This window comes from Streptomyces tendae, from assembly GCF_014650435.1.
Taxonomy (GTDB): domain Bacteria; phylum Actinomycetota; class Actinomycetes; order Streptomycetales; family Streptomycetaceae; genus Streptomyces; species Streptomyces tendae.
Window position 1 is genome coordinate 228,920 of record NZ_BMUY01000006.1, and the last position, 20,730, is coordinate 249,649.

The window sequence follows — 20,730 nt, forward strand, 5'->3', positions numbered from 1 at the left end:
TCGGGTGGTGGACTCGACGCACCGGCCCGCGTGCCGGGTCATCTGTCTGGACGCCGCCCGCCGCCTGCTGCTCCTGCGCTGGCGGGACCCGTTCGACGGCGGGTACGTCTGGGAGCCACCGGGTGGCGGCATCGAGCCGGGTGAGACGCCCCTGGCGGCGGCACGGCGCGAACTGGCCGAGGAGACCGGGCTCGACCCGGCCGCGGTGCTCGACCGGTCGATACCGGTCGAGCGCGACCTGTGGTGGAACGGCAGGCGGTACACCGGAACGGAGCGCTTCTACGTCGCCGAGTTCGCCGCCGAGCGGCCCGCGCTCGTGCGGACCGGCCTGCTCCCCGACGAGCAGGCCAGCCTGGACAGGTACGAGTGGACGGCCTGGTCCGCTCTGGACTCGCTGCCCGACCGGGTCGAGCCGCCGGGGCTGCCGGCGATTCTCGACGCCCTGGTGCCGGACGGCCCGTGGCGCGACCGTCCGGGAAAGCGCTGATGGTAGGCCGTACGAGGGCACTCTAGAGGTCTAGACCACCGATGGTTATCCACAGCCCTGGCAGAGGTGGCCGGGCACCGCGTACGGTTCGAGCCATGAAGATCCTCATCAGTGCCGACATGGAAGGCGCCACCGGCGTCACCTGGCCGGCCGACGTGCTGCCGGGGACGCCGCAGTGGGAGCGGTGCCGGTCGATGTTCACCTCGGACGTGAACGCGGCCGTGCTGGGCTTCTTCGACGGCGGCGCCGACGAGGTGCTGGTCAACGAGGCGCACTGGAGCATGCGCAACCTCCTCCTGGAGCGTCTCGACGAGCGCACGGAGATGCTCACCGGGCGGCACAAGGCGCTGTCCATGGTGGAGGGCGTCCAGCACGGCGACGTGGACGGCATAGCGTTCATCGGGTACCACGCGGGCGCCGGTATGGAAGGTGTCCTCGCGCACACCTACCTCGCCAACCAGCTCACCGGCGTCTGGCTGAACGACGTACGGGCCAGTGAGGGTCTGCTCAACGCACACGTGGTCGCCGAGTACGGAGTACCCGTGGTGCTCGTCACCGGGGACGACGTGGCCTGCGAGGACGCGCTCGGCTACGCGCCCGAGGCGCGCAAGGTCGCGGTCAAGGACCACGTGTCGCGGTACGCGGCCGTGTGCCGCACACCGGCCAGGACCGCCGCTGACATCCGGGACGCGGCCAAGGAGGCCACCGCGCTGGCGGTGCGGCACGAGCCGGTGACCGGCGGTCCCTTCACCCTCGCCCTGGAGTTCGACGCCGAGCACCTGGCGGCCGCGGCGACCGTGGTGCCCGGTGTGGCGCAGGTCGGGGAGCGGAAGGTGGCGTACACCCACGACACGATGTTCGAGGCGATCCGGACGTTCAAGGCGGTCACGACGATCGTCTCGGCGGCGGTGGAGGAGCAGTATGGCTGAGCACACGGGGACCGGCACGGACGCCGAGGCGCTGGACGAGGTCGTCCGGTTCACCTCCGAGCTGATCCGGATCGACACCACCAACCGCGGCGGCGGCGACTGCCAGGAGCGCCCGGCCGCCGAGTACGCCGCCGCGCGGCTCGCCGAGGCCGGGATCGAGCCCACGCTGCTGGAGCGGACCCCCGGCCGCACCAACGTGGTGGCCCGCATCGCGGGCACCGATCCGTCGGCCGACGCGCTGCTGGTCCACGGTCACCTGGACGTGGTGCCCGCCGAGGCCGGCGACTGGAGCGTCGACCCGTTCTCCGGGGAGATCCGCGACGGCGTCGTCTGGGGGCGCGGCGCGGTCGACATGAAGAACATGGACGCGATGATCCTCGCCGTCGTCCGCGACTGGGCCCGGCGGGGCGTGCGCCCCCGGCGGGACGTGGTGATCGCGTTCACCGCGGACGAGGAGGCCAGCGCCGAGGACGGCTCCGGCTTCCTCGCCGACCGGCACGCCGCCCTGTTCGAGGGCTGCACCGAGGGCGTCAGCGAGTCCGGGGCGTTCACCTTCCACGACGGGGCCGGGCGGCAGTTCTACCCCATCGCCGCCGGTGAGCGGGGCACGGGCTGGCTCAAGCTCACCGCGCGCGGCCGGGCCGGGCACGGCTCCAAGGTGAACCGTCAGAACGCGGTCACCCGGCTCGCCGCCGCGATCACCCGCATCGGCGACCACGAGTGGCCGCTGCGCCTGACCCCGACCGTGCGCGCGGCCCTGACCGAGATCGCCGCCGTCTACGGCATCGAGACCGACCTGAGCGACGTCGATGCCCTGCTGGACAAGCTCGGCCAGGCCGGGAAACTGGTCGAGGCCACCGTCCGCAACAGCAGCAACCCGACCATGCTGGACGCCGGGTACAAGGTCAACGTCATCCCGGGAGAGGCCGTCGCCCACGTCGACGGACGGTTCCTGTACGGCGGCGAGGACGAGTTCCGCAGCACCCTCGACCGGCTCACCGGGCCGGACGTGGACTGGGAGTTCGTCCACCGCGAGGTGGCCCTCCAGGCGCCGGTGGACTCGCCGACGTACGCCCGGATGCGTGCGGCCGTGGAGGAGTTCGCGCCCGAGGGGCACGTCGTGCCGTACTGCATGTCCGGCGGCACCGACGCCAAGCAGTTCTCACAGCTCGGCATCACCGGATACGGCTTCGCGCCGCTGAAGCTGCCCGAGGGCTTCGACTACCAGGCCCTCTTCCACGGCGTGGACGAACGGGTCCCGGTCGAGGCGCTGCACTTCGGAGTCCGTGTCCTCGACCGTTTCCTGCGCACGGCGTAAAGACCCGGGCACCGCCCGGACGAGCAAGCAGCTGGAGGAGAAGTGGGGGAGTCAGTGCCGACTCTTTCGTACGGATCGTGGCCCTCGCCCGTCGACGCGGCGCTCGCCGCCGCGCACGACGGACGGCCCGACGACGTCGGCTTCGTCGGCGACGAGGTGTGGTGGACCGCACCCCGGCCCACCGAGGGCGGGCGGCGCACCCTGGTGCGGCGGCACGCCGACGGCACCGAGGAACCGGTGCTGCCCGCACCGTGGAACGTGCGCAGCCGCGTCATCGAGTACGGCGGCCGGCCGTGGGGAGCGGTCACGACCGACGCCGGTCCGCTGGTGGTCTTCGTGAACTTCCCCGACCAGCGGCTGTACGCCTTCACGCCCGGCGGCGGCGAGCCGCGCCCGCTGACCCCGCTCTCCCCGGTGGGCGGCGGGCTGCGCTGGATCGAGCCGGACCCGCGCCCCGAGCGCGGCGAGGTGTGGTGCGTCCTGGAGGAGTTCACCGGCGAGGGGCCCACCGACGTGCGCCGCGTCCCGGTGGCGGTGCCGCTGGACGGCTCCGCGGCCGACGACCGGGGCGCGGTCCGCGAACTCGCCCCCGAGCGGCACCGCTTCGTCACCGGGCCCCGCCTCTCGCCCGACGGGGGCCGCGCCGCCTGGCTCGCCTGGGACCACCCGCGCATGCCCTGGGACGGCACCGAGCTGATCGTCGCCGAGGTCGGCCCCGAGGGCACGTTCCGGGACGCCCGGACCGTCGCCGGGGGGCCCGAGGAGTCGATCGCCCAGGCGGACTGGGCCCCGGACGGCACCCTCCTGTACGCCTCCGATCGCACCGGCTGGTGGAACCTCTACCGCGACGGGCTGCCGCTGTGCGCCCGCGAGGAGGAGTTCGGCGGGCCGCTGTGGAAGCTCGGGCAGCGCTGGTTCGCGCCCCTGGACAGCGGCCTCGTCGCGGTCCTGCACGGCCGCGGCGCCGCCGTCCTCGGCATACTCGACCCCGAGACCGGCGACGTCGTCGACGCCGCGGGCCCCTGGACCGAGTTCGCGCCCGCCCTCGCCGCGCACGGGGAACGGGTCGTCGGCGTCGGCGCGAGCCCGCACAGCGGCTACGAGGTCGTCGAGCTGGACGCCCGCACCGGCCGCGCCCGGGTGATCGGCGCCCCGCACGAGGACGTCACCGACCCGGCGTACTACCCGCGGCCGAGGATCCGTACGTTCACGGGCCCGGGCGGCCGCGAGATCCACACCCACCTCTACCCGCCGCACCACCCGGACTGCCGCGCCCCCGACGGAGAGCTGCCGCCGTACGTCATCTGGGCGCACGGCGGTCCCACCAGCCGATCCCCGCTCGTCCTCGACCTGGAGATCGCCTACTTCACCTCCCGCGGCATCGGCGTCGCCGAGGTCAACTACGGGGGGTCCAGCGGGCACGGCCGGGAGTACCGCAACCGGCTGCGCGAACAGTGGGGCGTCGTCGACGTCGAGGACTGCGCGGCCGTCGCCCTGGCCCTCGCCGAGGAGGGCACCGCCGACCGGGAGCGGCTCGCCGTGCGCGGCGGCAGCGCGGGCGGCTGGACCTCCGCCGCGTCGCTGGCCACCACCGACGTCTACGCCTGCGGCACGATCATCTACCCGATCCTGGACCTGACCGGCTGGGGCACCGGCGAGACCCACGACTTCGAGTCCCAGTACCTGGAGAGCCTGATCGGGCCGTACGCCGAGGTCCCGGACCGCTACACCGAGCGGTCGCCCGCCGAGCACGCCGAGAGCGTCACCGCCCCGTTCCTGCTGCTCCAGGGACTGGACGACGTGATCTGCCCGCCCGTGCAGTGCGAGCGGTTCCTCGACCGCATGGCGGGCCGCGGCGTGCCGCACGCCTACCTCGCCTTCGAGGGCGAGGGACACGGATTCCGCCGCGCGGAGACCATGGTGCGCGCCCTGGAGGCCGAGCTGTCCCTCTACGCCCAGGTCTTCGGGCTGACCCCGCCCGGCATCCCCACCCTGGAGCTGACCCGATGAGCCGGGTGGCGGAGCTGGTCCGGCCGGCCCGGCTCGCCCCCGGTGCCCGGGTGGCCGTCGTCGCGCCCAGCGGGCCGGTGCCCGAGGAGCGGCTCCAGGCGGGCCTGGACGTGCTGCGCGGCTGGGACCTCGACCCGGTCGTGGCGCCCCACGTCCTGGACCGGCACGGCACCTTCGACTACCTCGCGGGCACCGACGCCGACCGGGCCGCCGACCTCCAGGCCGCCTGGTGCGACCCGGCCGTGGACGCGGTGCTGTGCGCCCGCGGCGGGTACGGCGCCCAGCGTATGGCCGACCTGCTCGACTGGGAGGCGATGCGCGCGGCCGGTCCCAAGGTGTTCGTGGGCTTCAGCGACATCACCGCACTGCACGAGGCGTTCGCCGCCCGCCTCGGCCTGGTCACCCTGCACGGGCCGATGGCGGCCGGGATCGACTTCATCAAGAACGCCCGGGCACAGGAGCACCTGCGGGCCACCCTGTTCGAGCCGGAGACGGTCCGGGTGATCACCTCGGGCGGCACAGCGCTGGTGCCCGGCCGGGCCCACGGCGTCACCCTGGGCGGCTGCCTGGCCCTGCTCGCCGCCGACCTGGGCACGCCGCACGCCCGGCCCTCCGCCCGCGGCGGACTGCTGTGCCTGGAGGACGTGGGGGAGGAGGCGTACCGCGTCGACCGCTACCTCACGCAGTTGCTCCGGGCCGGCTGGCTCGACGGCGTCGGCGGCCTGCTGCTCGGGTCGTGGGCGGACTGCGGGCCCTACGAGCGGCTGCGGCCCCTGCTGGCCGACCGGCTCGGCGGGCTCGGCGTGCCGGTCGTCGAGAACTTCGGGTTCGGACACTGCGAGGGGGCGCTCACCGTCCCGTTCGGCATACCCGCGGAACTCGACGCGGACGCGGGCACCTTGACGCTGGACCGGCCGGCGCTGGACCGGCCGTCGTAGGCTGCCCCCATGCCGCACATCCCGTCCCGCCACCTCGCCGAGGGCCCGCGCGTGGGCATCCGGTACTTCACCTACGCGGACGGTGCCGAGTTCACCGCCCGGGCCCGGCAGAGCAAGGACCTGCACCACCCCTGGCTCTTCCCGCCGGACAGCGCCCAGGCGTACGAGGCATACGCGGGGCGGCTCATCGAAGACCCCACCAAGGCCGGCTTCCTGGTGTGCGAGAAGGGCGCGGAGGCGGCGGACGGGGCTCGGCGCCCGGTGCCGGACGGCGGCTCCATCGCCGGGTTCGTGAACATCAACAACATCGTCGAGGGCGGGTTCCGCAGCGGCGCGCTCGGCTACGGCGCCTTCGCGCACGCGGCGGGCCGCGGACTGATGCGCGAAGGTCTCGGCCTCGTGGTGCGCCATGCGTTCGGGCCGATGCGGCTGCACCGGCTGGAGATCAACGTCCAGCCGGGCAACGCCGCCTCGATCGCGCTGGCCCGCGCCTGCGGCTTCCACCTGGAGGGCTTCTCGCCGAGGATGCTCTACATCGACGGCGCCTGGCGGGACCACCAGCGCTGGGCGATCACCGCCGAGACCGTGACTTCCGGTTGATCTTCATCGTGTCCAGGTCCGTCACCGTGGACTTGAGGTCGCCGAACCCGTAGCCGAGCCCGCGCAGCGTGCCCTCCGCCCGGTCCTCGGCGATCGCTCCCGCCATCTCCTCGCCGTCCGCCGCGTCCGACACCACCACGTAGCGCATCGAGAAATGCTTCAGCGGTGCGGGCTCGTACGACAGCGAGCCCTCCTCGGTGAACCGCATGCTCGCCATCCCGTGCTCGCCCGCCTCGGCGAGCAGCCGGTCCCGCGCCTCCTCGGTCAGCCCCTCCCAGGTGCCCCGGACGATCACCCGGTAGGTGTGCTGCTCACTCACGGCCGCTCTCCTTCGTCCTCTTCATCTTCGTCGTCTGCTTCGTCCTGGTACGCGCGTCGACCGCCCGACCCTACGCCCGTGCCCTCACGGGTCCCAGCGGATTAAACGTGAGGCACGTCGCCCCGGCCCGGTCCACGGAGACCCTGTTCACCGTGGCGGGGAACGGCTTCCATGGACAACCGTGACGACGATCCGACGCGAGGTACTGACCCTGCCCGCCGCGCCGCTGGGGCCGGACAACCCCCTGCCGCCGCTGCGTCCCCTGGACGAGGCCCACCGCATCGACGACCGGGACCGGGCGGACCTGCCGCGCGACATGGCCCGCCAGGTCGACTACGCACCACTGCGCAGCCTGCTGCCCGCCCAGGTCCGCGACGGCTACGACCGAAAGCGCGCACCGAGCGGGCTGGACGCCCTCGTCATCGAGAACGACCGGCTGAGGGCCACCGTCCTGCCGGCCCTCGGCGGCCGCATCGCCTCCCTCCACCACAAGCCGACCGACCGCGAACTCCTCTACGTCAACCCCGTCCTCCAGCCCGCCAACTTCGCCCTCAACGGCGCCTGGTTCTCCGGCGGCATCGAATGGAACATCGGCGCCACCGGCCACACCACCCTGTCCTGCTCACCCGTGCACGCCGCTCGCGTCCCCGCCCCGGACGGCGGCCAGATGCTGCGCCTGTGGGAGTGGGAGCGGCTGCGCGACCTGCCCTTCCAGGTCGACCTGTGGCTGCCGGACGGCTCGGACTTCCTCTACGTCGGCGCCCGCATCCGCAACCCGCACGAGCGCCCGGTGCCCACCTACTGGTGGTCCAACATCGCCGTCCCCGAGGACCGCCGCGTCCTCGCCCCCGCCGACGAGGCATGGCACTTCGGCTACGAGCGCAGGCTGCGCCGGGTGCCCGTCCCGGAGTACGACGGGGTCGACCGGACCTACCCGCTGAACAGCACCTACGCCGCCGACTACTTCTACGAGGTGCCGGACGACCGGCGACGCTGGATCGCCGCGCTCGACGCGGACGGCCACGGGCTCGTGCAGACCTCGACCGACCTGCTGCGCGGCCGCAAGCTGTTCGTGTGGGGCACCGGACCCGGCGGACGCCGCTGGCAGGAGTGGCTCACCGAACCCGGCACCGGCGGCTACTGCGAGATCCAGGCCGGACTCGCCCGCACCCAGCTCGAACACGTCAAGCTGGAGGCGGAGAGCGAGGTGTCCTGGCTGGAGGCGTACGGACCGCTCGACGCCTCGCCGGACGGCGACTGGCACACCGTGCTGCGCCGGGCCGAGGACCGGCTGGCGGCAGCCCTGCCGCGGGCCGACGTCGACGCCGCCCACGACGCCTGGCGGCCGTACGCCGACACCGAGCCCGGCGAGCGCCTGGCCACCGGGTCGGGCTGGGGCGCGCTGGAAGTGCTGCGGGCCGGCTGGAAGCTGCCCGGCACACCCTTCGACGAGGACACCCTCGGCGCGCCGCAGCGGCCCTGGCTGCACCTGCTGCGCGCCGGGTCCCTGCCCGAACCGGAACACCACGAGCCGCCCGGCGGCACGCTGGTCGCCCGGCCCTGGCGGGACATGCTGGAGACCACGGCCGCCACCCCCCTCGCCGAGTACCACCTCGGGGTCGCCCAGTGGCACGGCGACGACCGGGCGCAGGCGGTGCGCAGTTGGGAGCGCGGGCTCAAGTCCGCTGTCGACCGCTGGCCGTTGCTGCGCTGCCTCGCCGTCGCCGACCAGGAGGACGGCCACCGCGAGCGCGCCGCCGACCGGTACGCGGAGGCATTCGACGACCTGTGCGCACGCCGGACCGGAGCGGCGGAAGGGGACGAGGGATGGGCGGCCGTCGCCGCCGCGCTCGGCCGGGAGGCGATCGGGGCGCTGCTCGCGGTGGGACGCACCGCGGACGCCCGGACCGTGTGGGAGCGGCTGGACGCCGCGACCCGGGCCCGCGGCCGGTTCCGGCTGGCCGAGGGCGAGTTGCTGGCCGCGGAGGGCCGGCACGAGGAGGCGCGGGCCGTGTTCGACGAGAACTTCGAGGTCGCCGACCTGAGGGAGGGCGCCGACAGCATCGGCCTGCTGTGGGCGAGGCTGGACGACGCACCGCTGCCGGCCCGCTACGACTTCCGGATGTGGCCGGGCGGGGAGTGAGCCCGCCGGGCCTCGGGGTGTCCGTGGGTGTGGGCGGGGGCGCTACTGCTGCCGGTCCACGTACTCGTAGATCACCCCGTCCGGATGCCGGGCGATCAGATTGCGGCCCCCGGGCGTCGCGACCGGGCCGGCGATGATGTCGGCGCCCAGGGAGCTGAGGACGCGATGGGTCTCCACGACGTCCGACACGGCGACGGTCGCGGACACCTTGCGCAACACCTCGAGCTGGGACTCGGGCCCGCTCATCAGCAGGAAGCAGCCGATGGCGGCCACCTCGACACCGCCGCGTTCGAAACGAAGGGCCTCGCCACCGGCCAGACCCTCGTAGAAGGGGATCGCCTTGTCCAGGTCGTCGACGTAGATGCGCAGTGTGGCTCCCAGAATGTCCATACGGACGAGCCTAGTTGGAACGACCGGCCGCCCACTCCCCGTCCGGCCGTCCGGGCGTCCGGCCATGGAAGCCGGGCCCCCGGGTACCCGCAAGGCATGGAACGCATGGATCACTTGGAACACCTGGACAGGCAACTGGTCGACGAACTGGCGCAGGTGGCACGCGAGACCGTGCGCGACGAACTGCGTGAACAGACCCGCAGGCAGCGCCGCAAGGCCGCGTTGTACGCCGCGTCCGGCACCGCCGCCCTGTACGCGGGCGGCGCCGTCGCGCTCGCCGTGGGGCTGGCGCTCGCCGTCGCCCTGCCGGGCTGGGCCGCCGCGCTGATCACGGCCGCCCTCCTGGGCGTCGTGGCGTACCTGCTGCGGGGCGCGGCCCGGCCCCACCCGTCGCGGCCGGGTGCGGCACACGGCGCCGGGCACGACCACGTTCCCGGCGGCGGCGCGCCCGCCGCCCCGCCGGGCGGACTCGGCGTGCCCTACCCGCCGATGCCGCCCGTCGCGCCCGGTGGTGTGGGCGGCGCGACCGGCGCCCCGGGCGCCGGCACACCCGCACCGGGCGGCACCGGGCCCGCCGCACCCCGTCAGGACGACGTCGACCCCGAGAACAGGCGCGGGCGCGGCTGACCCGCACCGCGCCCCGCCCCGCACAGGGGTACGCCCGCACGGATGCCTTCCGTGCGGGCGTACCCCTGTGTGCCGCCGTGCCCCCGGCCGTCGTGCGCCTCAGGCGCTCTGCTGGAGCTGCGGCAGCACCTTGGTGCGGTAGAGGTCGAAGAAGCCGCGCAGGTCCGGGCCGATCTGGTTGACGTAGACCCGGTCGAAGCCGGCGTCGGCGAACTGCTTCAGCTCCGCCACGTGCTCGTCCACGTCGTCGCCGCACACCCGGTTGTCGCGGACCATGTCCTCGGTGACCAGGGTCTGCGCCTGCTCGAAGTGCTTCGGCGACGGCAGCATCTGACCCAGCTCGCCGGGCAGCTGCTCGTTGGCCCACAACCGGTGCACGGTGCGTACGGCCGCGTCCCTGTCGGTGTCGTAGCAGACCTTGGTGCCGCCGCTGACCAGGTGGCCGCCGCCCCCGCCCTTGCGGTACTGCTCCACCATCGAGGCGTCCGGCATCATCGTGATGTAGCCGTCGCCGACCCGGGCCGCCAGCTTCGTCGCCGCCGGGCCGAAGCCGGAGATGTCGATGGGGACCGGCTCGTCGGGGACCGTGTACAGGCGGGCGTTCTCCACCGTGTAGTGGGCGCCGTGGTGGTTGACCTCCTCGCCGGTGAGCAGCCGCCGGATGATCAGGATGGCCTCCTCCAGCATCTCCAGGCGTACGTGCGCGGCCGGCCAGGCGTCGCCGAAGATGTGCTCGTTCAGCGCCTCGCCGGTGCCGACGCCCAGCCGGAAGCGGCCGTCCGTCATCACCGCGCTGGTCGCCGCGGCCTGCGCCACCACCGCCGGGTGGATGCGCACCGTCGGGCAGGTCACCGCCGTCTCGATCGGCAGGGAGACGGCGTCGGACAGCGCGCCGATCACCGACCACACGAACGGACTCTGGCCCTGCTCGCCGTTCCAGGGGTGGTAGTGGTCGGAGATCCACAGTGCCTGGAAACCGGCCTGCTCGGCCATCCGGGCCTGCTCGATCAGCTCCGCGGGACCGTACTGCTCGCACGAGAGGAAATAGCCGTACTCGGGCATGAGGGGTTGCCTCCGGACAGGGAGCGGGTGGGTCCGGGGCCGGGTACCCGGCCCCGGGGCCGGAAACCGGGGTGCCGCGGCTTCCCCGCCCGTACGCCGTCCCCTTGGCGCGGACGTTTGGGCGCCCCCGCCAAGGGGACGCGGAAGGCTCACGAGGTACGCGACAGCCCGGAGGCGAACCGTGAGCCGACCCCGCATCGTGATCGTCGGTGCCGGCTTCGCCGGGTACCGGACGGCCCGCACCCTGTCCCGGCTCACCCGGCACCAGGCCGACATCACCCTGCTCAACCCGACCGACTACTTCCTCTACCTGCCCCTGCTGCCCCAGGTCGCCGCCGGAATCCTGGAACCGCGCCGGGTCAGCGTCTCCCTGTCGGGCACGCTGCCGCACGTACGGCTGGTGCTCGGCGAGGCCGACGGCATCGACCTCGACGGGCACACCGTGCACTACACCGGCCCGGAGGGCGAGGAGGGCACCCTGCCCTTCGACCGGCTGGTGCTCGCCGCGGGCAGCGTCAACAAGCTGCTGCCCATCCCCGGCGTCGCCGAGCACGCCCACGGCTTCCGCGGGCTGCCGGAGGCGCTCTACCTGCGCGACCACGTGACCCGGCAGGTGGAGCTGGCGGCGGCCGCCGACGACCGGGCGGAGTGCGCAGCGCGGTGCACCTTCGTCGTGGTCGGCGCGGGCTACACCGGCACCGAGGTCGCCGCGCACGGCGCGATGTACACCGACGCGCAGGTCCGCAAGCACCCGATGCGCACCGGCATGCGGCCCCGCTGGATGCTGCTCGACGTGGCACCCCGGGTCATGCCGGAGATGGACGAACGGCTCTCCCGGACCGCCGAGCGGGTCCTGCGGCAGCGGGGCGTCGACGTCCGGATGGGGACCTCCGTGAAGGAGGCCACGCACGACGGGGTCGTGCTGACCGACGGGTCCACCGTCGACACCCGCACCCTGGTGTGGTGCGTGGGTGTGCGGCCCGACCCGCTGGTGGAGTCCCTGGGGCTGCCCATGGAACGCGGCCGGCTGCTCGTCGACCCCCACCTCCAGGTGCCGGGGCGGCCGGAGCTGTTCGCCTGCGGTGACGTGGCCGCCGTGCCCGACCTGAACCAGCCGGGGCAGTACACGCCGATGACCGCGCAGCACGCCTGGCGGCACGGCAAGGTCTGCGCCCAGAACGTCGCCGCGTCGCTCGGCATCGGGGAGCGGCGGGCCTACCGCCACCGTGACATGGGGTTCGTCGTGGACCTCGGCGGCGCCAAGGCCGCCGCCAACCCGCTCGGCCTGCCGATGTCCGGCCCGGCGGCGGGTGCGGTCACCCGCGGCTACCACCTCGCCGCGATGCCGGGCAACCGCGTGCGGGTCGCCGCCGACTGGCTGCTCGACGCGGTGCTGCCCCGGCAGGCCGTGCAACTGGGTCTCGTACGGTCCTGGTCCGTGCCGCTGGAGTCGTCCTCGCCCGAGGTCGCGCGGGTGCCGGGGAGCCCGAAGCGGCCCGGAAAGGACACCGGCCCCGCCGGGCAGCGCCCCGACGGCGAGGAGGCGGGGTCCCAGCCGGGCGGCGAGCCCGCGAAGGGCCAGCCGGGCGACGAGCCCCCGAGGAACCATCCGGGCAGCGAGCCCGCGAAGGGCCAGCCGGGCGGCGAACTCGCGAAGAATCAGCCGGGCGGCGAGCCCGCGAAGGAACAACCCGGCGGCGAGCCCGCCAAGAACCAGCCCGGCGGTGAGCCCGCCGGGAGCCGGTCGCACGGTGGGCGGGCGAAGGGGGGCCAGTCCGGCTCGCCCCGTGCGTCCGGCAAGCCGCGCCGCGCCGTCGAGGCCGCCGGGCCGCGCCCCGCCCGAGGAGGCTCGGGCAAACCGGGCAAGGCGCCCCGCGCCTCCGGAGCCAGCTCCGCCGGGAAACGGCCCACCGCCCCGTCCGGACCCAGCCGGTCCGCCGGCCCGCCCACCGACCCCGGTCCCGAACCCCCGGCGAACCAACCGCCCCCCGGACCCGACATCGCCCCCGGCCCCGTCAAGCGCACCGACGGCCGTGCCGCGGAAGGAGACTCATGAACACCGGTGAACTCGTCGACCTCGGACAGCAGTTGCGCGTCGACAGCGTACGGGCGTCCGCCGCCGCGGGCTCCGGGCACCCGACGTCGTCGATGTCCGCCGCGGACCTGATGGCCGTACTCCTGGCCAACCACCTCCGCTACGACTTCGAGCGCCCCGCCCACCCAGGCAACGACCGCTTCGTGCTCTCCAAGGGGCACGCCTCGCCGCTGCTCTACTCCGCCTTCAAGGCGGCCGGTGCCATCGACGACGAGGAACTGCTCACCTTCCGCAAGCTGGGCAGCCGCCTGGAGGGGCACCCCACGCCGCAGCGGCTGCCGTGGGTCGAGACGGCCACCGGCTCGCTCGGACAGGGGCTGCCCGTGGGTGTCGGCATCGCGCTGGCCGGCAAGCGGCTCGACCACGCCGACTACCGCGTGTGGGTGCTGTGCGGCGACAGCGAGATGGCCGAGGGGTCGGTGTGGGAGGCCGCCGAGCACGCCGGGTACGAGCACCTCGACAACCTCACCGTGATCGTCGACGTCAACCGGCTCGGCCAGCGCGGGCCCACCCGGCACGGCCACGACCTCGACGCGTACGCGCGCCGCTTCCGGGCCTTCGAATGGCACACCATCGAGATCGACGGTCACGACGTCGACGCCATCGACCGCGCCTACGGCGAGGCCCTGTCCACCAAGGGCCAGCCCACCGTGATCATCGCCCGCACGCTCAAGGGCAAGGGCGTCAAGGCCGTGGAGGACCGCGAGGGCCAGCACGGCAAGCCGCTGCCCGAGGCCGAGGAGGCGATCGCCGAACTCGGCGGCCCCCGCGACATCGGCGTGCGGGTGCACGAGCCCGAGGCCGCCCGGGCCCTGCACTCGGCGGGCACCGGACAGACCGAGCTGCCCCGCTACGACAAGGGCGACGAGATCGCCACCCGCAACGCCTTCGGCGAGGCGCTCGCCGCGGTCGGCACCGCGCGTGGCGACGTCGTCGCCCTCGACGGCGAGGTCGGCGACTCCACGCGGGCGGAGTTCTTCGCCAAGGAGCACCCCGAGCGGTACTTCGAGTGCTACATCGCCGAGCAGCAGATGGTGGCCGCCGCGGTGGGCATGGCGGCGCGCGGCCGGGTGCCGTTCGCCACCACCTTCGCCGCCTTCCTGACCCGCGCGTACGACTTCGTGCGCATGGCCTCGATCAGCGGCGCCGGTATCAACCTCGTCGGCTCCCACGCGGGCGTCGCCATCGGCCAGGACGGGCCCAGCCAGATGGGCCTGGAGGACCTCGCCATGATGCGGGCCATCCACGGCTCCACCGTGCTGTACCCGTGCGACGCCAACCAGACCGCGCGCCTGGTCGCCGAGATGGCGGGGCTGGAGGGCATCAGGTACCTGCGCACCTCGCGCGGCGAGAGCAAGGTGATCTACGGCCCCGACGAGGAGTTCCCCGTCGGCGGCAGCAAGGTGCTGCGCTCCTCCGACGCCGACCGGCTCACCGTCGTCGCGGCCGGCGTCACCCTGCACGAGGCGCTCGCCGCCGCCGACGCCCTGGCAGCCGACGGCATCCAGGTCCGGGTGATCGACCTGTACTCGGTCAAGCCCGTCGACCGGGCCACCCTGCGCGCGGCCGCCGAGGAGACCGGCTGCCTGGTGACCGTGGAGGACCACCGCCGGGAGGGCGGCATCGGCGACGCCGTGCTGGACGCCTTCACGGACGGCCGGCCCGTGCCCCGGCTGGTCCGGCTCGCGGTCACGACGATGCCGGGCTCCGCGACTCCGGCGGAGGAAATGCACGCGGCGGGGATCGACGCCGAGTCCATCGAGGCGACCGCCCGGATGCTCGTGGAGCAGGCGATCGTCCCGTGAGCTCGGGCGGCGGCGGGGACGGCGACCGCCCCCGGACCGTGCGGGCCGGACGGCACACGGTGGAGGTGCACCGGCCGGGCAAGGTGCTGTTCCCGGCCGGCGACGGCGGCGCCGAGGAGTACACCAAGGGCGATCTCGTCGACTACCACCGTGCCGTCGCCCCGTTCATGCTGCCGCACCTGCGGGGCCGCCCGCTGATGCTGGAACGGCACCCGGACGGGACCGACGGACCGCGGTTCATGCAGAAGAACACCCCGGAGCACTACCCGGAGTGGATCGAACGCGTCGAGGTCGGCAAGGAGGGCGGCACCGTCTGCCACACCGTGTGCGACGACTCCGCCACCCTCGTGTACCTCGCCGACCAGGCCGCCCTCACCCTGCACCGCTGGCTGTCCCGGACCGGGCGGCTCGACCGGCCGGACCGCATGGTCTTCGACCTCGACCCGGCCGGCGACGACTTCGAGGCGGTGCGCGCGGCGGCCCGACTGCTGCGCGAGCTGCTCGACGAGCTGAGGCTGCCCTCGGCGCCGATGACCACCGGATCCCGCGGCCTGCACATCGTCGTCCCGCTGGACGGTCGCCAAGTCTTCGACGATGTACGGGAGTTCGCGCGAACCGTCGCCGACGTCCTGGCCGCCGCCCACCCGGACCGGCTCACCACCGCCGCCCGCAAGAAGGACCGCGGCGACCGCCTCTACCTCGACATCCAGCGCAACGCCTACGCGCAGACCGCGGTCGCCCCCTTCACCGTGCGCGCCCGCCCGGGCGCCCCCGTGGCCACGCCCATGTCCTGGGACCAGCTGGACGACCCCGCCCTGAACGCCCGCCGCTGGACCGTCGCGGACGCCGTCGAGCAGGCCCGTACCCGGCCCTGGGCCGGAATCATGAACCGTCCCCGCGCCCTGGGCCCGGCCCGGCGGCGCCTGAACGCTCTGCACGGCTGAGCGGTTCGCGCAACTCGGCGAGGTTTGGCGAACACACATACGGCCACCCGAGTGACGAGGTGGCCATGACCAACACCAAGAAGACGCCCGAATCCCGCGACTCGCAACGAGGTTCACGCGAGTCACAGGAATCACACGAGTCGCACACACCACAGAAGTCGAAGCGTCCCAAGCCCATGGAGGTTCTGCGCGAGGCGCGAGCCCAGCTCGCGGAGCTCACCGGCATGACCGCCGAGTCCGTGTCGTCCTTCGAGCAGACGGAGGAGGGCTGGGCACTGGAGGTCGAGGTCCTGGAACTGGAACGCGTGCCCGACACCATGAGCCTGATGGCGAGCTACCAGGTGGAACTGGACCCCGAGGGACAACTCACGGGCTACCGGCGCGTCCGGCGCTACGAACGCGGCCGGGCCGACTCCCGCGGCGGCCGCTAGGCCGTCGACAAGACAGAGAAGACGGAGGAATAGCTGGCATGACTGTCGTACCGGCACAACAGACCGGCGGTGGAGGCGGCAGCAGCGGCCTTTACGACGTGCTCGAGCTTGTTCTGGACAGGGGGCTCGTCATCGACGCCTTCGTGCGAGTCTCCCTGGTCGGCATCGAGATCCTGAAGATCGACGTCCGTGTCGTCGTCGCCAGCGTGGACACGTATCTGCGCTTCGCCGAGGCATGCAACCGGCTCGACCTGGAGGCCGGGCCGCGCAAGGACCCGGGGCTGCCCGACCTGGTCGGCGAGATGACCGAGTCCGGCGCCCGCGGCAAGTCCAAGGGGGCGCTGTCCGGCGCCGCCGAGACCATCTCCGACGCGTTCAAGCAGGCCCGCGACGAGGGCGGCTCCGAGCGTGAGACCTCATCGCGTCCGCGCGCCCGCAAGGCCGCGCCCTCGCGCCGGAAGGAGGAGCAGGAGTGAGTACGTACGTCTACGGCATCACCGCCGCCAGGCATCCCGCGCTCCCCGAGGGCACGGGCGGGGTCGGTGATCCGCCGCGCGAGGTGCGGATCCTCAAGGAGGGCGAACTGGCGGCCGTCGTCAGTGACGCGCCCGAGGGACTGCGCCCCAAGCGCAGGGAGCTGCTCGCCCACCAGAACGTGCTGAGCGAGATCGGTGCGGACGGCTGTGTGCTGCCCATGCGCTTCGGCAGCGTCGCCCCCGACGACAAGGCGGTCACCGGAGTCCTCGCCGAGCGCGCCGAGCACTACGCGGAACGCCTGGGGGCGCTGGACGGCCGGGTCGAGTACAACATCAAGGCCAACCACGTCGAAGAGGCCGTACTGCACCACGTGATGGCCGAGAACCCCGAGATCCGCGCCCTCGCCGAGTCCAACAGGCAGGCGGGTGGCGGGACCTACGAGACGAAGATCCGGCTCGGCGAGATGGTCGCCGCCGCGGTCAAGGGCAAGGAGGCCGAGGACGCCACCGCGCTGGAGCGCGCCCTGGAGGCCGCCGCGGACGCCGTGAGCGTGGGCCCCGAGTCCACCGGCTGGCTGGCGAACGTCTCGTTCCTGGTGAAACGGGAGGCGGCCGACCAGTTCCTGGCCGCAGTCGAGGGGGCCCGGGACCGGATGCCGCACCTGGAGGTCCGCGTGAACGGCCCGCTGCCGCCGTACAGCTTCGTCGAGCCCGGCCCGGCCGAGCCCGCGGGCACGGCGGCCGGCGGTGCGGACGCCGGAGCGGGGTGACGACATGGGACTGATCTCGGAGGTCCTGCTGCTGCCGTTCGCACCGGTGCGCGGCAGCGCCTGGGCCATCAGACAGGTGCTGGACGAGGCCGAGCGGATCTACTACGACCCGGCCACGGTAAGGGCCGAACTTGCCCGCCTGGAAGAGCAGTTGGAGGCCGGTGAGGTCACGGAGGAGGAGTTCGACCGACAGGAGGACGAGCTTCTGGACCGGCTGGAGATCGCTACGCGCACGAGCGCGGGATTAGGCAACGGGACGGCACCATGAATCGAGTGGGACTGGGCCTCGCCATAGGGGCCGGATACCTGCTGGGACGCACGAAGAAGCTGAAAATGGCGGTCGCCGTGGGCACCATGGTGGCCGGCAAGAAGATGAACCTCACCCCGAAGGGCATCGCCGAACTGGTCTCCGGACAACTGCAGAACAACCCGCAGTTCAAGGAGATCGGCGACCAGCTCCGTACCGACCTGAGGGGCGTGGGCAAGGCGGCCTCCGGGGCCATGGTCGAGCGGCAGATCGACGCGCTCGCCGACCGGCTGCACGGGCGCACCGCCGAGGTGCGTGACCAGCTCTCCGGCGTGGCGTCCCGGGCACCCGGCGTCGGATCCGACGACTCCCGGGAGTCGCGCGACTCCGAGGCCTCGGAGGACTCGGAGTACGAGGAGGCGACCGGGGAGCGGGAGGAGCCCGAGGAGCCCGAGGAGTACCGGGACGCCGAAGAGCCCGAGGAGACCGCGGAGCAGGAGGAGCAGGAGGAGCCGGAGAAGCGGCGCGCGCCCCGGCGCGAGCGGCCCGCGAAGAAGGCACCGCCCGAGGCACGCAAGACGCCCGGGAAGGCGCCCGCGAAGAAGGCCGCGGCCAAGGCCCCCGCGAAGAAGGCCGCGGCGAAGCGTGCCCAGCCCGCCAAGAAGGCGGCCGGAAAGAAGACGGCAGGGGCCAGGAGCGCCGCCCGCGGTGCCACTGCCCGGCAGTCGAAGGGCGGTGGTGAGCGATGAGCGACACCCTGGGGTCCGCGGCCTCCTCGGCGGGCAAGGCCGCCAAGAAGAACCCGCTGGCCGACGTGGCGCAGAGCGAGGCGGCCGACCGGCTCAAGGCCGAGGTGCAGGACTACCTCGCCGCCCAGGCCACCCGGCTGCTGACCGGCGTCGGCACCAAGCTCGGCGAGACCACCGGCAAGCTCAACGACATCGCCGAGGGCAACAGCCCCGGATTCGCCAAGCTCGCCCTCGACGGCGGACGCAAGCTCGCCGAGGGCAAGGGCCCGATGCGGGCCGCCTTCGAGGTCGGCGCGGGCAAGGTGAAGGACAACGTGGTCGGCGCCTTCAAGAACCTCACCGGCGGCCAGGGCCGCAAGAAGGGCGGCGGCGGTCAGAAGCCGACCGTCATCATCGAGTACGTCGACGTCGGCGTACCGCTGCGCACCGCCTACGACCAGTGGACCCAGTACCAGGACTTCAGCACCTTCGCCAAGGGCGTCAAGAGCGCGAACCGTGCCGACGACACGTCCTCGGACTGGCAGCTGAAGGTCTTCTGGTCCAACCGCAGCTGGAAGGCGACGACCACCGAGCAGGTGCCCGACGACCGGATCTCGTGGACCTCCGAGGGCGCCAAGGGCTCGACCAAGGGCGTCGTCAGCTTCCACGAGCTGGCCGACAGCCTGACCCGCGTGGTCCTGGTCATCGAGTACTACCCGAAGGGCCTGTTCGAGAAGACCGGCAACATCTGGCGCGCACAGGGCCGCCGGGCCCGGCTCGACCTCAAGAACTACGTCCGTCACATCACCTTCAAGGGCGAGGCGGACGACGGCTGGCGCGGCGAGATCCGCGACGGCGAGGTGGTCCGCAGCCACGAGGACGCGGTCGCGGAGGAGGAGCAGCGCCGGGACGACGAGGAGCCCGAGGGCGAGTACGAGGAGCAGCCCGAGGACGCCTACGAGGAAGAGCCCGAGGGTGAGGGCGAGTACGAGGAGGAACCGGAGGGCGAGTACGAGGAGGCCGAGGAGGCCGAGCAGGACAAGGAAGCGGGGGAGGACGAGTACGCGTCCGGTGACGAGTACGAGTACGAGGACGCTGAGGGCGGGAGCCGTCGATGACCACCCCCAGCCGGCTGCCCGATCCCTACGGCCAGGGACAGAGCGCCAACCTCGCCGACATCCTGGAACGGGTGCTCGACAAGGGAGTCGTGATCGCGGGCGACATCAAGATCAACCTGCTCGACATCGAGTTGCTGACCATCAAGCTGCGGCTCGTCGTCGCCTCCGTCGACAAGGCCAAGGAGATGGGCATCGACTGGTGGGAGAGCGACCCCGCACTGTCCTCGCGCGCCCGGCACGACGAGCTCACCCGGGAGAACGCGGCGCTCCGCGAACGCCTGCGTGAGCTGGACCCGGGCCGCGTACCGAGGGAGGCGCCGTGACCGGACTGCGCTACGTCTACGCCGTCTGCCGGCCCTTCGGCGCGGCCCTCCAGTCCCAGCTCGCCGGGGTGGCGGGCGACCCGCCCCGGCTGCTGCCGCACGGTGACCTGGTCGCCGTCGTCAGCCATGTGCCCCAGGCGGACTTCGCCGAGGAGGCGCTGCGCGCGCACCTGGAGGACCTGGACTGGCTGACCGCCACCGCCCGCGCCCACCAGCAGGTGGTCGACGCGCTCACCGCCGTCACCACCCCGCTGCCGCTGCGGCTCGCCACTGTCTTCCGCGACGACAGCGGCGTACGCGTCATGCTGGAGGAGCGCGAGGCGGCCTTCCGGCGCACGCTCGACCGGCTGGACGGCCGGGTGGAGTGGGGTGTGAAGGTGTACGTCGAGGCGGATCCGGCGCAGCAGGCGGAGCCCGAGCGGCCGGCCGCTTCGGCACCGGCCGCACCCAAGCCCGTATCGGGCCGGGACTACCTGCGGCAGCGGCGCCGGCAGACCCGGGCCAACGACGACCTGTGGAGCAGGGCCGAGGAGTTCGCCACCGGGCTGCACACGAGGCTGTCCGACCGGGCCGACGGCGCACGCCTGCACGCCCCGCAGAACCCCCGCCTTTCCGGTGCCGCCGGACGGAACGTTCTGAATGCCGCCTATCTGGTGGCCAGGGACGCATCCGAGGAATTCGTCGAAATGGTGGACCGCACGAAGGACGACGCCCCCGGAATTCGCGTGGAACTCACCGGTCCGTGGGCGGCCTATTCCTTCGCCGGAGAAGGAGAGGGGGAGGGCTCGTGACCGTCGTGGAGCGCCGGGAGATCGCCCTGGTGGACCTGCTGGACCGGCTGCTGGCCGGCGGAGTGGTCATCACCGGCGACGTCACGTTGCGCATCGCGGACGTCGACCTGGTCCGCATCGACCTGAACGCGCTGATCAGCTCGGTCAACCGCAACGTTCCCTCACCGTTCGGGGACTGA

The 20,730-nt window shown here is 73.2% G+C and carries 23 protein-coding genes; 20 read left to right on the top strand and 3 right to left on the bottom strand.

The window, feature by feature from the left end:
- The first annotated feature begins 7 nt into the window (after positions 1–7).
- The 6 genes from IE258_RS18230 (at position 8) to IE258_RS18255 (ending at position 6,282) form a co-directional block, all read left to right on the top strand.
- Positions 8–487, top strand: a complete 480-nt coding sequence (locus IE258_RS18230) for an NUDIX domain-containing protein (RefSeq protein ID WP_308434190.1) — start codon at positions 8–10, stop codon at positions 485–487.
- 95 nt (positions 488–582) lie between these two features.
- Entirely contained in the window at positions 583–1,416 is an 834-nt protein-coding gene (locus tag IE258_RS18235) for a M55 family metallopeptidase (RefSeq protein ID WP_127894669.1), read from the top strand.
- On the top strand, positions 1,409–2,734 hold the full coding sequence (locus IE258_RS18240; RefSeq protein ID WP_189744740.1) for a M20/M25/M40 family metallo-hydrolase: 1,326 nt from the start codon (positions 1,409–1,411) through the stop codon (positions 2,732–2,734). The genes IE258_RS18235 and IE258_RS18240 overlap by 8 nt, the downstream gene beginning before the upstream one ends.
- Positions 2,735–2,776: 42 nt before the next feature.
- On the top strand, positions 2,777–4,744 hold the full coding sequence (locus IE258_RS18245) for a S9 family peptidase (protein WP_189744742.1): 1,968 nt from the start codon (positions 2,777–2,779) through the stop codon (positions 4,742–4,744).
- Positions 4,741–5,682 (top strand): S66 peptidase family protein, encoded by a 942-nt coding sequence (locus tag IE258_RS18250; RefSeq protein WP_189744744.1) that lies wholly within the window; start codon positions 4,741–4,743, stop codon positions 5,680–5,682. Before IE258_RS18245 ends, IE258_RS18250 begins: the two co-directional genes overlap by 4 nt.
- Before the next feature lie 9 nt (positions 5,683–5,691).
- Entirely contained in the window at positions 5,692–6,282 is a 591-nt protein-coding gene (locus IE258_RS18255) for a GNAT family N-acetyltransferase (RefSeq protein WP_189744746.1), read from the top strand.
- Here IE258_RS18255 and IE258_RS18260 read toward each other — a convergent pair.
- Positions 6,254–6,601, bottom strand: coding sequence for a DUF6204 family protein (locus IE258_RS18260; RefSeq protein ID WP_127894673.1), 348 nt, complete (start codon positions 6,599–6,601; stop codon positions 6,254–6,256). The two genes, IE258_RS18255 and IE258_RS18260, sit on opposite strands and share 29 nt — an antisense overlap.
- Positions 6,602–6,782: 181 nt before the next feature.
- On the opposite strand from IE258_RS18260, the gene IE258_RS18265 reads away from it, so the two are divergent.
- Positions 6,783–8,744 (top strand): DUF5107 domain-containing protein, encoded by a 1,962-nt coding sequence (locus IE258_RS18265; RefSeq protein ID WP_189744748.1) that lies wholly within the window; start codon positions 6,783–6,785, stop codon positions 8,742–8,744.
- Positions 8,745–8,786: 42 nt separating this feature from the next.
- Here the strand turns inward: IE258_RS18265 and IE258_RS18270 are convergent, their stop codons facing one another.
- Positions 8,787–9,134 (bottom strand): VOC family protein, encoded by a 348-nt coding sequence (locus IE258_RS18270; protein WP_189744750.1) that lies wholly within the window; start codon positions 9,132–9,134, stop codon positions 8,787–8,789.
- Positions 9,135–9,230: 96 nt separating this feature from the next.
- Between IE258_RS18270 and IE258_RS18275 the strand changes: the two genes are divergently transcribed.
- On the top strand, positions 9,231–9,761 hold the full coding sequence (locus IE258_RS18275) for a phage holin family protein (protein ID WP_189744752.1): 531 nt from the start codon (positions 9,231–9,233) through the stop codon (positions 9,759–9,761).
- Between the two features lie 99 nt (positions 9,762–9,860).
- On the opposite strand, the gene IE258_RS18280 is transcribed toward IE258_RS18275, so the two are convergent.
- Positions 9,861–10,823 (bottom strand): LLM class F420-dependent oxidoreductase, encoded by a 963-nt coding sequence (locus tag IE258_RS18280; RefSeq protein ID WP_189744754.1) that lies wholly within the window; start codon positions 10,821–10,823, stop codon positions 9,861–9,863.
- Positions 10,824–11,004: 181 nt separating this feature from the next.
- On the opposite strand from IE258_RS18280, the gene IE258_RS18285 reads away from it, so the two are divergent.
- From IE258_RS18285 to IE258_RS18340, 12 genes are all read left to right on the top strand, one after another.
- Positions 11,005–12,879 (top strand): NAD(P)/FAD-dependent oxidoreductase, encoded by a 1,875-nt coding sequence (locus tag IE258_RS18285; protein ID WP_189744756.1) that lies wholly within the window; start codon positions 11,005–11,007, stop codon positions 12,877–12,879.
- Positions 12,876–14,723 (top strand): transketolase, encoded by a 1,848-nt coding sequence (locus tag IE258_RS18290; protein WP_189744758.1) that lies wholly within the window; start codon positions 12,876–12,878, stop codon positions 14,721–14,723. Before IE258_RS18285 ends, IE258_RS18290 begins: the two co-directional genes overlap by 4 nt.
- Entirely contained in the window at positions 14,720–15,667 is a 948-nt protein-coding gene (ligD, locus tag IE258_RS18295) for a non-homologous end-joining DNA ligase (protein WP_229892194.1), read from the top strand. The genes IE258_RS18290 and ligD overlap by 4 nt, the downstream gene beginning before the upstream one ends.
- 65 nt (positions 15,668–15,732) lie before the next feature.
- Positions 15,733–16,098: a gas vesicle protein GvpO gene (locus tag IE258_RS18300; protein ID WP_189744760.1), complete on the top strand. Its 366-nt coding sequence runs from the start codon at positions 15,733–15,735 to the stop codon at positions 16,096–16,098.
- 38 nt (positions 16,099–16,136) lie between these two features.
- Entirely contained in the window at positions 16,137–16,574 is a 438-nt protein-coding gene (locus tag IE258_RS18305; RefSeq protein ID WP_030178468.1) for a gas vesicle structural protein GvpA, read from the top strand.
- Positions 16,571–17,344 carry a GvpL/GvpF family gas vesicle protein gene (locus IE258_RS18310; RefSeq protein ID WP_189744762.1) on the top strand — a complete coding sequence of 258 codons (774 nt, stop codon included), beginning with the start codon at positions 16,571–16,573 and terminating at the stop codon, positions 17,342–17,344. The genes IE258_RS18305 and IE258_RS18310 overlap by 4 nt, the downstream gene beginning before the upstream one ends.
- 4 nt (positions 17,345–17,348) lie before the next feature.
- On the top strand, positions 17,349–17,612 hold the full coding sequence (locus IE258_RS18315; RefSeq protein ID WP_189744764.1) for a gas vesicle protein GvpG: 264 nt from the start codon (positions 17,349–17,351) through the stop codon (positions 17,610–17,612).
- Positions 17,609–18,340 (top strand): DNA primase, encoded by a 732-nt coding sequence (locus IE258_RS18320; protein WP_189744766.1) that lies wholly within the window; start codon positions 17,609–17,611, stop codon positions 18,338–18,340. The genes IE258_RS18315 and IE258_RS18320 overlap by 4 nt, the downstream gene beginning before the upstream one ends.
- Positions 18,337–19,437 carry an SRPBCC family protein gene (locus tag IE258_RS18325; protein ID WP_189744769.1) on the top strand — a complete coding sequence of 367 codons (1,101 nt, stop codon included), beginning with the start codon at positions 18,337–18,339 and terminating at the stop codon, positions 19,435–19,437. The genes IE258_RS18320 and IE258_RS18325 overlap by 4 nt, the downstream gene beginning before the upstream one ends.
- Positions 19,434–19,760, top strand: coding sequence for a gas vesicle protein (locus tag IE258_RS18330; RefSeq protein ID WP_073730590.1), 327 nt, complete (start codon positions 19,434–19,436; stop codon positions 19,758–19,760). The genes IE258_RS18325 and IE258_RS18330 overlap by 4 nt, the downstream gene beginning before the upstream one ends.
- The gene (locus IE258_RS18335) at positions 19,757–20,551 is read left to right on the top strand and encodes a GvpL/GvpF family gas vesicle protein (RefSeq protein WP_189744771.1); all 795 of its coding nucleotides are present in this window, start codon (positions 19,757–19,759) and stop codon (positions 20,549–20,551) included. The genes IE258_RS18330 and IE258_RS18335 overlap by 4 nt, the downstream gene beginning before the upstream one ends.
- Positions 20,548–20,730 (top strand): gas vesicle protein, encoded by a 183-nt coding sequence (locus tag IE258_RS18340; RefSeq protein WP_003972471.1) that lies wholly within the window; start codon positions 20,548–20,550, stop codon positions 20,728–20,730. Before IE258_RS18335 ends, IE258_RS18340 begins: the two co-directional genes overlap by 4 nt.

Coding starts and splice junctions, on each gene's coding strand:
- IE258_RS18235 (WP_127894669.1), top strand. CDS start 583: ATGAAGATCCTCATCAGTGCCGACATGGAAGGCGCCACCGGCGTCACC.
- IE258_RS18240 (WP_189744740.1), top strand. CDS start 1,409: ATGGCTGAGCACACGGGGACCGGCACGGACGCCGAGGCGCTGGACGAG.
- IE258_RS18250 (WP_189744744.1), top strand. CDS start 4,741: ATGAGCCGGGTGGCGGAGCTGGTCCGGCCGGCCCGGCTCGCCCCCGGT.
- IE258_RS18255 (WP_189744746.1), top strand. CDS start 5,692: ATGCCGCACATCCCGTCCCGCCACCTCGCCGAGGGCCCGCGCGTGGGC.
- IE258_RS18270 (WP_189744750.1), bottom strand. CDS start 9,134: ATGGACATTCTGGGAGCCACACTGCGCATCTACGTCGACGACCTGGAC.
- IE258_RS18275 (WP_189744752.1), top strand. CDS start 9,231: ATGGAACGCATGGATCACTTGGAACACCTGGACAGGCAACTGGTCGAC.
- IE258_RS18280 (WP_189744754.1), bottom strand. CDS start 10,823: ATGCCCGAGTACGGCTATTTCCTCTCGTGCGAGCAGTACGGTCCCGCG.
- IE258_RS18290 (WP_189744758.1), top strand. CDS start 12,876: ATGAACACCGGTGAACTCGTCGACCTCGGACAGCAGTTGCGCGTCGAC.
- IE258_RS18300 (WP_189744760.1), top strand. CDS start 15,733: ATGACCAACACCAAGAAGACGCCCGAATCCCGCGACTCGCAACGAGGT.
- IE258_RS18305 (WP_030178468.1), top strand. CDS start 16,137: ATGACTGTCGTACCGGCACAACAGACCGGCGGTGGAGGCGGCAGCAGC.
- IE258_RS18315 (WP_189744764.1), top strand. CDS start 17,349: ATGGGACTGATCTCGGAGGTCCTGCTGCTGCCGTTCGCACCGGTGCGC.
- IE258_RS18320 (WP_189744766.1), top strand. CDS start 17,609: ATGAATCGAGTGGGACTGGGCCTCGCCATAGGGGCCGGATACCTGCTG.
- IE258_RS18325 (WP_189744769.1), top strand. CDS start 18,337: ATGAGCGACACCCTGGGGTCCGCGGCCTCCTCGGCGGGCAAGGCCGCC.
- IE258_RS18330 (WP_073730590.1), top strand. CDS start 19,434: ATGACCACCCCCAGCCGGCTGCCCGATCCCTACGGCCAGGGACAGAGC.